Source organism: Asticcacaulis sp. DW145 (assembly GCF_037101385.1).
Taxonomy (GTDB): domain Bacteria; phylum Pseudomonadota; class Alphaproteobacteria; order Caulobacterales; family Caulobacteraceae; genus Asticcacaulis; species Asticcacaulis currens.
In genome coordinates this window covers 868,887-881,095 of record NZ_AP029025.1, presented here as the reverse complement: position 1 = coordinate 881,095, position 12,209 = coordinate 868,887, and the positions used below count along the sequence as shown (strand labels likewise).

15 protein-coding genes are annotated in these 12,209 nt (G+C 61.7%); 7 read left to right on the top strand and 8 right to left on the bottom strand.

The genetic code is table 11. The features are described 5' to 3' along the window. The first annotated feature begins 88 nt into the window (after nt 1-88). From AACH73_RS15325 to AACH73_RS15315, 3 genes are read left to right on the top strand one after another with little or no spacing between them, the layout of a single operon-like run. The gene (locus AACH73_RS15325) at nt 89-562 is read left to right on the top strand and encodes a hypothetical protein (RefSeq protein WP_338735795.1); all 474 of its coding nucleotides are present in this window, start codon (nt 89-91) and stop codon (nt 560-562) included. A gap of 6 nt (nt 563-568) precedes the next feature. Continuing rightward, a complete protein-coding gene (locus AACH73_RS15320) occupies nt 569-787 on the top strand; it encodes a helix-turn-helix transcriptional regulator (protein WP_290796768.1) in 219 nt (72 codons plus the stop codon). Then, a complete protein-coding gene (locus tag AACH73_RS15315) occupies nt 784-945 on the top strand; it encodes a hypothetical protein (protein ID WP_338735794.1) in 162 nt (53 codons plus the stop codon). Before AACH73_RS15320 ends, AACH73_RS15315 begins: the two co-directional genes overlap by 4 nt. Before the next feature lie 36 nt (nt 946-981). Here AACH73_RS15315 and AACH73_RS15310 read toward each other — a convergent pair whose 3' ends face one another. Together AACH73_RS15310 and AACH73_RS15305 are read right to left on the bottom strand one after the other, a co-directional pair. Continuing rightward, on the bottom strand, nt 982-2,184 hold the full coding sequence (locus AACH73_RS15310; RefSeq protein ID WP_338735793.1) for a low temperature requirement protein A: 1,203 nt from the start codon (nt 2,182-2,184) through the stop codon (nt 982-984). Beyond that, a complete protein-coding gene (locus AACH73_RS15305; protein WP_338735792.1) occupies nt 2,181-3,365 on the bottom strand; it encodes an NAD(P)/FAD-dependent oxidoreductase in 1,185 nt (394 codons plus the stop codon). Before AACH73_RS15305 ends, AACH73_RS15310 begins: the two co-directional genes overlap by 4 nt. Before the next feature lie 126 nt (nt 3,366-3,491). Between AACH73_RS15305 and AACH73_RS15300 the strand changes: the two genes are divergently transcribed. Then, complete coding sequence (locus tag AACH73_RS15300) at nt 3,492-3,797, top strand: SCP2 sterol-binding domain-containing protein (RefSeq protein ID WP_013480446.1); 306 nt, start codon at nt 3,492-3,494, stop codon at nt 3,795-3,797. Nucleotides 3,798-3,831: 34 nt separating this feature from the next. Here the strand turns inward: AACH73_RS15300 and AACH73_RS15295 are convergent, their stop codons facing one another. Beyond that, complete coding sequence (locus AACH73_RS15295; protein ID WP_338735791.1) at nt 3,832-4,521, bottom strand: MBL fold metallo-hydrolase; 690 nt, start codon at nt 4,519-4,521, stop codon at nt 3,832-3,834. 216 nt (nt 4,522-4,737) lie between these two features. Between AACH73_RS15295 and AACH73_RS15290 the strand changes: the two genes are divergently transcribed. The 3 genes from AACH73_RS15290 to AACH73_RS15280 all read left to right on the top strand — a co-directional run bounded on the left by AACH73_RS15290 (nt 4,738) and on the right by AACH73_RS15280 (nt 9,644). Further along, entirely contained in the window at nt 4,738-6,321 is a 1,584-nt protein-coding gene (locus AACH73_RS15290; RefSeq protein WP_272741972.1) for an amino acid permease, read from the top strand. Between the two features lie 77 nt (nt 6,322-6,398). Next, on the top strand, nt 6,399-8,876 hold the full coding sequence (gene hrpB / locus AACH73_RS15285) for an ATP-dependent helicase HrpB (RefSeq protein ID WP_272742082.1): 2,478 nt from the start codon (nt 6,399-6,401) through the stop codon (nt 8,874-8,876). Nucleotides 8,877-8,987: 111 nt separating this feature from the next. Then, nucleotides 8,988-9,644 carry a glutathione S-transferase gene (locus AACH73_RS15280; RefSeq protein ID WP_338735790.1) on the top strand — a complete coding sequence of 219 codons (657 nt, stop codon included), beginning with the start codon at nt 8,988-8,990 and terminating at the stop codon, nt 9,642-9,644. Here AACH73_RS15280 and AACH73_RS15275 read toward each other — a convergent pair. The 5 genes from AACH73_RS15275 to AACH73_RS15255 all read right to left on the bottom strand — a co-directional run bounded on the left by AACH73_RS15275 (nt 9,635) and on the right by AACH73_RS15255 (nt 12,171). Then, nucleotides 9,635-9,778 carry a hypothetical protein gene (locus AACH73_RS15275; RefSeq protein WP_172961272.1) on the bottom strand — a complete coding sequence of 48 codons (144 nt, stop codon included), beginning with the start codon at nt 9,776-9,778 and terminating at the stop codon, nt 9,635-9,637. The two genes, AACH73_RS15280 and AACH73_RS15275, sit on opposite strands and share 10 nt — an antisense overlap. A gap of 47 nt (nt 9,779-9,825) precedes the next feature. Further along, a complete protein-coding gene (locus AACH73_RS15270) occupies nt 9,826-9,963 on the bottom strand; it encodes a hypothetical protein (protein WP_272741974.1) in 138 nt (45 codons plus the stop codon). A gap of 191 nt (nt 9,964-10,154) precedes the next feature. Then, entirely contained in the window at nt 10,155-10,355 is a 201-nt protein-coding gene (locus AACH73_RS15265; protein ID WP_338735789.1) for a hypothetical protein, read from the bottom strand. 84 nt (nt 10,356-10,439) lie between these two features. Then, nucleotides 10,440-11,234: an RNA methyltransferase gene (locus AACH73_RS15260; protein ID WP_272741976.1), complete on the bottom strand. Its 795-nt coding sequence runs from the start codon at nt 11,232-11,234 to the stop codon at nt 10,440-10,442. A gap of 4 nt (nt 11,235-11,238) precedes the next feature. Further along, complete coding sequence (locus AACH73_RS15255) at nt 11,239-12,171, bottom strand: class I SAM-dependent methyltransferase (protein WP_338735788.1); 933 nt, start codon at nt 12,169-12,171, stop codon at nt 11,239-11,241. Nucleotides 12,172-12,209: the final 38 nt, after the last annotated feature.

Here is a 12,209-nt window from a genome sequence, read left to right as displayed (position 1 = left end):
GACCCCGAAACAAAAAAGCCTCCGGGGTTCGCTCCGGAGGCTTTTTTCGGTTCTTGACGATATGTCACCCATGGGTTACATGTAACCTATGGGTTATATTTCTAAGGCGACCGACGTGGATAACGAAAAGCGGATTGAGCAGGCCGAAAGACAGAGACTCTGGCGGCGTTTGTTGCTGGCCATTAATGGTGTTGCCTATTTTGCGTGGATCGGTTCGCAAGGTTTAAACCAGACCGGCCTCCTCGGCTGGTCCCCGCAAGAGTGGAGCCTCATCCAGACACTCAGCTGGCCGATCTGGGCGATAAGTCTGGGGGGCGTGTTCGTGCAGATGGCGTGGTTGCGACGCAACCGACAGGTGACGCGACTGATCGATGATGAGCGCACCGCCCATGTCACAAGATACGCCTATCAAGGGGGATATTGGGGGTTGTTACTGGCGGTCGCCGCCGTCTATGCGGCGACCTTCTTTACTCAGGTGGATGCCCGCGTCGTCCTGCCGCTACTGTTGGCAACGGGGGTCACGCTCAATTCGTTTATCTATGCCTGGCTTTACCGGGGATAGGGCCCAATGCACGAAGTGAGGCTTAAAAACCGGCTGAAAGATATCCGTTCAGCCCGCAATCTGACGCAGGCCGATCTGGCCGTGATGGCCGGTGTATCGCGCAAGACAATCAATACCATTGAAAACGAGGTCTTCGTGCCTTCGACCCTGCTGGCGCTCAAAATGGCCGAGGTGCTCGATTGTCGTGTCGAAGACCTGTTCTATCTGGAAGGAGGCTCCCGATGAACTGTATGCAGGCCGATAAACAGTATCGGAAAAAGCGTTTTGAGAATGCTGAGCAGCGCCGCAAGGCCATGATGCAGGTGGCTGTCCAGATTGCGCTATGGAGCGGTACTTTAGGGGGTATGGCCTGGCTGGTCAGTCTGGCCTTTATTGTGCGGTGATGACGACGCCTGTCCGCCGTCCTACTTCTATAAGAATCATTCGGCGTGAAGGCGGGCAGACGGCTTCAACTGTCGGTAAAGGCACGGCTCAACAAGCGACACGACAACCATAACGGCGGCGCTGGCAAAGGCCAGACCCAGCGCGTTCAGCGCCAAGGCTCCGTAACAGGCGCAACCGCCTGTAGCGATGAGCATAACGATCCCTAGCACATGTAAGGGGGCCCACTGACCGCTCGTAACGCGGATAAACAGCAGGTTACCAAGGAGGTAGAGGGCGGGGCCGCCAAGGATCGACGTCATATTGACAACCCCCGCCGCTTCATGCGGATGCAGAAGAACGTGCTCGTCACCGACGGCCGTCAGTATAATCCCCGCAACCAATAACAGATGGACATAGGTATAGGCGACCTGCGCCAGTTCGCCGGGCAACTCCGCCGTGGCGATCTTATGGCTGGCCTTACTGGCCGTGATGCCAAAATAGAGCCACCACATAGCGATACAGGTGATAAAGGATTGCAGGAAGGCGAGGGTGGTATCAATGGACAGGGCTTCCTTTGCAAAGCTGGCCCCCATGACGAGGATCGACTCGCCGAGGGCGATGATAACAAATAAGCCGCAGCGTTCGGCCAGATGTTCGCCATCGACGTCCCAGGTTTCAAATGACGACTTGCCAATACCCGGCACCCAGTAAAAGGCGCGCGGCCCGATATATTCGATCAGAAGAGCTATCGCCCACAGACCCAGCCGGGCGTCGCCGTGACTGAATGCGCCCCCTATCCAGAAGGCACCCGACACCACGAACCACGTCGTAATGCGAATAAAATTCAGATGGTTTTCATGACTATGGGCGCGCACATTGATAGCCATGAACAGCGACCGCCCCACCTGCATGGCCACGTAGCAGCCGGCGAAGATCAGTCCGTGGGTCGGGCTGGAAAAGGCCTGCGGCAGAGAGGTTGTCAGTCCAAGCCCGACCAGCATCAGAACGAACAGCATGACCCGAACCGGCCCGCTTTCGGGATTCATCCAGTTGGTCACCCACGAGGTATAGATCCATACCCACCATACGGCGAGCAGCAGAAACCCCGTTTCCAGCGCGCCTCTTGGGGTGAAATGAGCCAGAAGCGAATGCGATAACTGCGTGATAGCGAACACAAAAACCAGATCGAAGAACAGCTCGATAAAGCTGACCCGGCCTGAATGAGCGGCGTTGCGATCGCGAAACAGGAGTGATGTCATATGGCTTGCCCCGCCGCCCAGCCTGATGACCAGGCCCACTGGAAATTATAGCCGCCCAGCCAACCCGTAACATCCAGCGCTTCGCCAATAACGTACAGGCCGGGACAGAGCAGACTTTCCATGGTTTGCGAAGAGATTTGCCGGGTGTCAATCCCCCCCACGGTCACCTCGGCGGTGCGGTAACCTTCGGTGCCGTCGGGGATCAGCGCCCACGGCTGCATCAGGGCCGTCAGCGCGCTTAAGCGCTTGTCCGAAAGGTCGGCAATGCGAGTCTCAGGGGCGATGATCGTGGCCTCCAGAATGCGTTCACTCAGGCGCGCCGGCACGAGGTCGGGCAGGACATTGCCGATATGCTGGCGCGGCGTGGATTGGCGGCGCTCCTTCAAAACGGCCAAAGCGTCGGTACCCGGCAGGAGGTCGATTTCCACCGTCTGTCCCGGTGTCCAGAAGGACGAAATCTGCAACATGGCCGGCCCCGACAGGCCGCGGTGGGTAAACAGGAATCCGTCCTCAAACACCGTCTTGCCGATGCGGGCGCGTGCCTGAAGAGAGACGCCGGAAAGTCCTGAAATATAATCGAGTTTTTGTCCGCCCAGCGTAAAGGGCACAAGGCCCGCACGCGGGGCAATCAGCCCATGCCCGAAGCGTTGCGCCACCTCATAGGCAAAGCCCGTCGCCCCCATCTTGGGGATCGACAGACCACCCGTGGCCAGCACCAGCTTCGTCGTCTCGATCACGCCATCCGGCAGGGAGAGGCGAAACCCCTCTGGCGTCTTGTCGAGCCCCTGCACCGGGCTTTGCAGCCACAGTTCGCCGCCGTGGGCGCGCAGATCGCCCAGCAGCATGTCGATAATGTCTTTGGCCGAGTTGTCGCAGAACAACTGGCCTTCGGTCTTGTGATGATAGGGGATATTGTGGGCGATGACGCGGTCGAGAAAATCCCACGGTCCGAAGCGCTTGAGCGCCGATTTGCAGAAATGCGGGTTTTGCGACAGATAGTGTTTGGGCGCGGCCTCAAGGTGCGTAAAGTTGCAACGCCCGCCGCCGGAAATGCGGATCTTCTCCGCCGGGGCCCGCGCATGGTCGATGACGACCACCTTGCGACCGCGCTTTGCCGCTTCGATGCCGCACATCAATCCGGCGGCACCGGCCCCGATTATGACCGCCTCAAAGCTACGCATGGACTTATCCCGAAAAATTTACCGCGACCTGACGCTTGGTCACGCTTGTGTCTGAAAAAATTGCCGTTAAGGTCAAGCCCGACGGCGTCAACTCAAGCGCCTTACACACACTCAGAGGAAATGACCATGTCCGATCTGGCCGCCATTACGCAAAAAATCACCGCCGCCGTGGGCGAAAACTCCGGTCTGGGCAAGATCGTCAAGCTCGACTTCGGTGACGATGGCAAGATCCTGATCAATGCCGCCAATGTGCCGAACGTCGTCTCCAACGAAGACGGCCCCGCCGATACTACGGTCGTCGTCTCCATCGACAACCTGAAGGCGCTGGCGCAGGGCCAGCTCGATCCGATGATGGCCTTCATGCAGGGCAAGCTGAAGATCATCGGCGACATGGGCATCGCCCAGAAGCTGGTGCCGCTACTCAAAGGCTAAACCTCGAAAGCCCCGCTTCGGCGGGGTTTTTTTGTTAGCCCGGCCCCGAGCGATTGGGGGCCGACTGCGCGATCACCCGGTCGCCGACAAACGGATTGTGGGCGCGTTCGGCGGCGAAGCTCGACATCGGGCCGTGCCCGCAGACGAACTGCACATCGCCCAGCGGCCAAAGCCGCGTGGTGATGGCGTTGATCAGGTCGGCATGGTTGCCGCGCGGAAAGTCGGTGCGCCCGATCGAGCCGCGAAACAGAATATCCCCCACCTGGGCGAACTGGCTTTCGGGGTGGTAGAAGATGACGTGGCCCGGCGTATGGCCGGGGCAGTGGATCACCTGCCATTCGGTTTCGCCCAGGGTCACCGTGTCGCCGTGCGTGAGCCAGCGCGTCGGCTCGAAGCTTCGGGCGTCGTAAATCCCCCAGCGTTTGGCGTCTTCCGGGATGCGTTCGATCCAGAAGCGGTCGTCCTCGTGCGGGCCTTCGATGGGCGCGCCCGTCGCCTCATGCAAAGCCTCCGTCCCGCCCGCGTGGTCGGCGTGGCCGTGCGTCACCCAGATTTTCTCAACCGTCAGGCCGCGTCGCTTTATTTCGGACAGCACCGGCTCGATATCGCCGCCGGGGTCGATCACGGCGGCTTTCTGCGTTTTCGTGCACCACACGACGGTGCAGTTCTGCTGTAGCGGCGTGACGGGGGCAACGAACAAACGGATAGGGGGGTCAGCGGTCATAAGGGTCCGGATAGAGGCATTTGGATCACGCACTGTGGCACTTCGTGACAGAATGGTTAAGCCTGTGGCGTGAACTTGGTTGCAGAGTGAACTTTTGCATTATAGGCTCAAAACCTTCGGCTTCGCATCAACGGAAGTCAGTAAAAAAGATAGGGGGGTCTGGATAATCCTCAGGGGATGGTCCCGACCAGATCAGAGTTCATCAAAGGGTGACAAATGAACACTTGGCGCATTAAGCCATTGGATGCGATCCTGGCGACCGCAGAAAAGAAGTCTCTGCATCGCTCGCTGGGCGCTTTCCAGCTCACCATGCTGGGGATTGGGGCGATCATCGGGACGGGTATCTTCGTCCTGACGGCAGCGGCGGCTCAGAAGGCCGGTCCGGGGATGATGCTTTCTTTTATCGTGGCCGGTTTTGTCTGTGCGGTGGCCGCGCTCTGCTATTCCGAACTGGCTTCGATGGTGCCGGTGTCGGGTTCGGCCTATACCTACACCTATGCGGTGATGGGCGAACTGCTGGCCTGGATGGTCGGCTGGGCCCTCATTCTCGAATACGCGGTGGCCGCGTCTGCCGTCTGCGTTGGCTGGTCCGGCTATATTATGGGGCTGATCGAACACGCGACGGGGTTTGCGTTGCCGGAACTCCTCAGTAACGGGCCGGCCTGGTCGATGAACGGCTATATGCCGGTCGCCGACTTCAGCCACGGTATCGTCAACCTGCCGGCCATCATCGTGGCGGGGCTGGTGACGTGGTTGCTGGTCATGGGGACGTCCGAAAGCGCCATGGTCAATGCCATTCTGGTGGTGATCAAGGTGACGGCGCTGACGGCCTTCATCGTCCTCAGCCTGCCGCTGCTCAAAGGCGAGAATTTCACGCCCCTGATGCCGACGGGTCTGTTCGGCCATGACGGTCTGGGGGTCATCGGGGCCGCCGCCTCAATCTTCTTCGCCTATGTCGGCTTCGATGCGGTTTCGACCGCCGCCGAAGAAACCAAGAACCCGCAGCGCAATGTCCCCATCGGCCTGATCGGGTCGCTGGCCATCTGCACCATCTTCTACCTGCTGGTCGCCGCCGGTGTGATCGGCACGGTCGGCGCTCAGCCCCTGCGTGACGCCGCCGGTGTCGTCCTGTCACCCGATTCGGCGGCCTTTGCGGCCCACTGTAAGGAACTGGCGGCGGCGGGGAATGCCCCCATTGTTTGTTCGCGCGAAGCTCTGGCCGAGGTTCTGCGCATCAACGGCTTCGCTCAGGTCGGCAATCTGGTCGGTTTGGCGGCCTCGATCGCCCTGCCGTCGGTTATCCTGATGATGATCTATGGCCAGACGCGCATCTTCTTCGTCATGGCCCGCGATGGCCTGCTGCCGGAAAAGCTGGCCGATGTGCACCCGAAGTGGAAGACGCCGTGGAAGGTCACCATCTTCACCGGTATCTTCGTCGCCATTGCGGCCGCCTTCTTCCCGGTCGGTCAACTGGCGGACATCTCCAACTCCGGTACGCTGTTTGCCTTCTTCATGGTGGCCATCGCGGTTCTGGTCCTGCGCAAGACCGATCCGAACCGTCGCCGTCCGTTCAAGACGCCGCTGATCTGGATCGTCGCCCCGCTGGCCATTGCCGGAACGCTGGGCCTCTACCTCAACCTGCCGCTGGTGGCCAAGCTGGTGCTGCCCATCTGGGGCGCCATCGGTCTGGTCATCTACTTTGGCTACAGCCGCAGCCATTCGCACGTCGGCAAGGGTCTGATCGAGGTGCATGAGGACGACTCGGATGTGCCGCCCAGCTCGGTGCCGCCAATCAGCTAAGCCTTGATTGCTGACAAGCATAGGTTACAGAGAACGCCTCGGCTCCAGAGCCGGGGCGTTTTTTGTCGGAACAGACCGTGCTGCCCATTGAAGAGATTTTTGCGCCGCTGAGGGCCTTTCTGGCTGAGCGGACGACCGCCATCCTGATCGCGCCGCCGGGGGCGGGCAAGACGACGGGCGTGCCACTGGCCCTGCTCGATGAAGCGTGGCTGGCCGGGCAAAAGATCGTGATGCTGGAGCCGCGCCGGTTGGCGGCGCGGGCGGCGGCCATGCGTATGGCGGAGGTCTTGGGCGAACCCGTGGGCCAGACGGTCGGCTACCGCGTGCGCGGCGACAGCCGGGTATCCAAACAGACGCGCATCGAAGTCGTCACCGAAGGGGTGTTTTCGCGGCTGATCGTCGATGATCCGACGCTGGAAGGCATGGGCTGCGTCATTTTCGACGAATTTCATGAACGCAGCCTCGATGCCGATCTGGGGCTGGCCTTCGCCCGCGACAGCCAGAGCGTGCTGCGCGACGATCTGCGTATTCTTGTCATGTCGGCAACGCTGGACGGGGAGCGCGTCCGAAGCGTGTTGCCCGATGCGGAGGTGTTTCATTCTCTGGGCCGCGCCTTTCCGGTGACCACCCACTATACCGGCCGCGATCAGACTCTGCGGCTGGAAGAGGATGTGGCGAAGGTCGTGGCGCGGGTGGCGGCGCGGCTGACGCCCGAGCGTGCCGAGACGATGCTGGTCTTCCTGCCGGGGCAGGGCGAAATCCACCGTGTGGCGACTCTGCTGGCCGAAAAGGGCCTGCCGCCCTTCATTGAGGTGCACAAGCTCTATGGCGCGATGGAGGCGAAGGATCAGACGCGGGTGCTGGCCAAAAATGCCCCCGGCACGCCGCGCATCGTGCTGGCCACGGCCATTGCCGAAACCTCGCTGACGCTCGACAAGGTGTCGATGGTGGTCGATAGCGGCGTGGCGCGGCTGGGGCGCTTCGATGCGGCGCGCGGCGTGGTGCGCATGGTGACCGAGCGCGTCTCAAAAGCGGCCGCCGATCAGCGGCGCGGGCGGGCCGGGCGGACGCAGGCGGGCGACTGCTACCGCCTGTGGGATGAAGAAAACGACCGGTCTCTGATCCCCTTTGCGCGGCCGGAAATCCTCGATACCGACCTGTCGCGGCTGGTGCTTGACCTGCGCCTGTGGGGGGCGAAATCGACAGACGGATTAGCTCTGCTTGATCATCCACCGAAGGCGGCTTTGCACGAGGCCGAAAAGCTGCTGCGCGGGCTGGATATTCTTGATGCAAAGGGTGAAGTCACGCCGCACGGGCGGCTGGTTGGGCGGCTGCCCATGTCGCCGCGTCTGGGGCACATGCTGCTGCTGGCGGCGCGCGATGGCCTGAGCGATCAGGGGGCGGCTCTGGCGGTGTTACTGTCGGAAAACGGTCTGGGGGGCAAGGCGACCGATCTCGACCTGCGGCTGGAGGGCCTGTCGAAGGAGCGTTCGCCCAAGGTGGCGCAGGCGCGGCAGCTGGCGCAGACCTGGGCGCGTCTGGCCGGGCAACTGGTGCGTGATCTGCCGAAGGACGCAGCGTATGCGCAAAGCGCCGTCAAATCGGTCCATGCCCTGCTGGCCGAATGTTTCCCGGAGCGCGTGGCCAAGGCGCGGGGGAAGGCCGGGGAATTTGTCATGGCCAATGGGCGCGGCGTCTATGTCGATGAACATGATCCGCTGGCGCGCGCGCCCTATATCGCGGTGGGCGATCTGGGCGGCGGGGCCGGGCGCGACCGCGTGCTGCTGGGGGCGGCCCTGAGCGAGGCCGAGGTCTTGAGCCTGTTTGCGGACCGACTGGAAAAGCGCACCGTGCTGGAGCGCTTTAATGGCCGCTACCGCGCGCTGGCGCAGGTGCGCTTCGGCGAGCTGATCCTGTCGAGCCAGCCCTTACCCGCCGTGCCACCGGAATTGCTGATTGAGGCCGAGGCTGAAGAAATCCGCACCAAGGGGCTGAAAGTCCTCAAATTTTCCGAAAATGCCGAAAGCCTGCGCGCGCGGGTCAATTTTCTACACGCGCAGGACCCGACCTGGCCCGACCTGTCGGATGAGGCCCTGCTGAGCGGTCTGGCCGACTGGCTGGGCCCCTATGCCGCGGGGCGGCCCCTTCTTTCGCTGACCGCCAGCGACGTGTATCAGGCCCTGCTGGGGCGGCTCGATTATGACCAGCAACGCGCGCTCGATACACTGGCGCCCGAACACTGGCGGATGCCGACGGGGTCGAATATCCGCATCGACTATGGGGCCGAAGGCGGGCCGCGGCTGGAGGTGCGGGTGCAGGAACTGTATGGCGTGACGCAGCACCCCGTGGTGGGGCCGCAGCGGACGCCACTGACCCTGGCTCTGCTGTCGCCGGCGCATCGCCCTATCCAGATTACGAAAAACCTCCCTGCCTTCTGGGACGGCTCATGGGCGGAGGTGCGCAGCGACATGAAGGGTCGCTATCCGCGCCACGTCTGGCCGGAAAACCCCCGCGACGCCGACCCCACCACGCGGGCCAAGCCGCGTGGTACGTAAAACATTTTTTTGTCGCGCATTTGATTCCGAAACGGAGTTCGGCGAAGCCAAAACCGTTGCACACTTTTCGGAATGCGCTCTACACCCCACGTATAAGCCACAGGAGTTGCCATGATCACCGTCCATCACCTGAACAATTCGCGTTCGCAGCGCGTGCTGTGGCTTCTGGAAGAACTGGGGCTCGACTATGAGATCGTGCGCTATCAGCGCGATCCCGACATGTTCGCGCCGCCCGAACTGAAGGCCATTCATCCGCTCGGCAAGTCGCCGGTCATTACCGATAACGGCCTGACCATCGCTGAAACGGGCGCGATTGTGGACTATATTCTGGACACCTATGGGCAGGGACGGCTGGTGCCCGCAGATCTGAAGGCGCGGCTACAGATGCGCTACTGGCTGCACTATGCCGAAGGGTCGGCCATGCCGCTATTGCTGCTGAAACTGATCACCAGCCAGTTGCCGGGCAAGGTGCCGGGGCTGATCCGCCCGATCGCGCGTCAGATCGCCAAGGGGCTTGAGGCCAAGATGGTGACGCCGGGCCTGACGACGCATCTGGCCTTCTGGGAGGCGTCGCTGAAAGACACAGGCTGGTTCGCGGGCCACGCCTTGAGCGCCGCCGACATCATGATGAGCTTCCCGGTCGAGGCGGCGGTGAGCCGCGCCGGAGCGGGACAGAGCGCGATCTTGCAGGATTTTGTCGCGCGCATCCACGCCCGCGACGCCTATCAACGCGCCCTGTCCCGTGGCGGGCCTTACGACTACGCCTGAGTCTTGGTCGTGGTCGTCTTGGTTTCGTGGTTGTGGATGGGCTTCGACTGATCGTCCTTGACGATGACGACGCAGCCCGACAGGCTGGCGGCGAGGACGGTCAGGGCGGCCACTTTGAGGATAAGCGATTTCATCTTGAGTCTCTCTGGGTAAGGGGAGGTAGGAACAGCGGTAATGAAGTTCATTGCGCTTTGAGGGTGAGGGCACCTTGGGGTTGCAGGGCACCGTTCGCGTCGGCCTTCCCATCCAGATACATCAGGCATCCGGAGAGCGTCACGGCCACAGCCGCTACCGCCAGAAGTTTCAAGGTCAGTTTCATTGGTGTTGATCCCGTTAGTGATACAGGGGACCAAGCACCCAGCCCAAGCCCCAGCCAAGGCATACTGCCCTGAATCTGAACGCAGTCTGAATGACAAATATGTAATGAATCTCGCGGCTTGAGCGAGGTGGCTCACAGGGGAGGCATTAGGGGGGCTGCGGCGCGGAGTTTATCTTCGCAAACCAGGGCACTTAACCCTTGGGGTGACGCTCGTAATAGCGTTCGCAATGGCGGGTATCGTAGAGGCGATCGCAGCGCGGTTCTTCGTAATTGGGCGGGGATTTCTGATAATACGCACCGTTATAGTGATAGCGCGCGCCATAGGAACCACAGGCCCCAAGGGCAGCGAACGTGCCCAGCAGCATCAGACCTTTGACGATTTTCGAGACCATGTGACGCCCTTTCCTGCCGGAGAGGCTGCCGCAGAGTGGCGAAAGGCGAAATAGGTATGACGCTGCGGCGGCGTAAAGAAGCGATTACAGGCCGCAGGCGGCGTAGATCATGATGCCGGTGGCCACCGACAGGTTGAGGCTGTCGGCCCGCCCGCGCATCGGAATCTTGACGTGCAGGTCGCAGGTGTTGGCAATGTCCGGCGTCAGGCCCGACTGCTCGGTGCCCATCAGCAAAAGCGTCGGACGCTTGTACGGCGCGCTGCGGTGATCGTGTTTGGCTGTCAGTAAGGTGCCGACGACGGAGCCCCTCCAGCGACCGCGATCGGCGATAAATTCCTCGCGTGTGCATTTGACGATCGGCAAGGCGAAGATCGAGCCCATGGTGGCGCGCACGGTTTCGACGCTGAACGGATCGACGCAGTCCCCGATCAGGATGACACCGCCGATGGCCGCCGCATCGGCGGTGCGGATGATGGTCCCCAGATTGCCGGGATCGCGCACCTGCTCCAGCGCCACCCAGACCTCATGGCTGTCGGGGTCGATCTCCGACAGACGCCGGATGCGCTGGGCAAAGACCGCTAGCACCATCTGCGGATTTTCCTTGCGCGAGATTTTTTCGAGGATGTCGCGCGTCACTTCAAGCACCTGCCCGCGGGCTTTCAGCGTCTCGTCAATGGCCCGCTGAAGCAGAGGGTGGTGATCGGCGTCCTTGCCATAGATCAGGATTTGCGGCGCAATTCCCTGATCCAGCGCGTCGATAATGATCTTCAGACCCTCGGCCAGAAACTGCTTCGTGGCCTCGCGTTCCTTGCGCATATGTAGCGCGCGAATGTCCTTGATCGTCTGGTTGGTGAGGGATGTAATCTGTTTTATAGACATGAGCTTAGACCGGCTCCTTCATCCAGCGTGCAAAGAAGGACAGGCCGAATTCGCGTGGGGCGATCAGGGATGGCTTCGCGCCCTTGGGCGTCTTTGGGTCTTCGCACAAAGTCAGTTCGCCGTAGTCGATGCGGCCGGGACGCTGGCCAATCGTCTCGGCCATCAGATGGGCCAGGGCCGGGCCTGAGACGCGCGCCGCGTAGGCGTTGAGCAGGAAAAAGGCCGCGTCGTCCGACAGAAGCTGCGCGCACAGATCGAGCAGTTCGGGCAGGTCTTCGAACAGCCGCCACACTTCGCCAGTGGGGCCGCGTCCATATTTCGGGGGGTCGAGGATGATGCCTTCGTACTTGGAACCGCGCTTCACCTCGCGCTGCACGTACTTGCGGGCGTCTTCGACGATCCAGCGGATGGGGGCGTCTTCCATGCCGGACAATGCGGCATTGTCACGGGCATAGGCGACGGATTTCTTGGAGGCATCGACATGGGTGACGCGCGCCCCGGCCGCGGTGCAAACGAGGCTGGCGACGCCGGTATAGCCGAACAGGTTGAGGACGCGCGGCTGGTCGTTGCGCGCTTCGATGGCGGTTTTCTGCCATGCCCAGTTGGCGGCCTGTTCCGGGAAAAAGGCAAGGTGGCGGAAGGACGTGAAGCGGCCGTAAAATTTGACTCGATCATATCCCAGCGCCCACTGCTCTTCCGGGCGGCGGCGGAACGACCAGCGGCCGCCATCTTCGTCTTCGTTTTCCGCATCGAAGACGGCGTCGGCCTTGTCCCACAACTCGGGATATTTCGGCGACCACCAGCATTGCGGCTCTGGCCGGATAACCAGATAGTCGCCATAGCGTTCGAGCTTGAGCCCTTTGCCGGAGTCAATCAGGGCGTAGTCGCGCCACGGCAGGGTGCGCAGGGTCAGGGGCGTCGGGCTGATCTGGGTCATGCGCTGGCCATACCGCCAGCCGCCGTCCGCGTCAAATC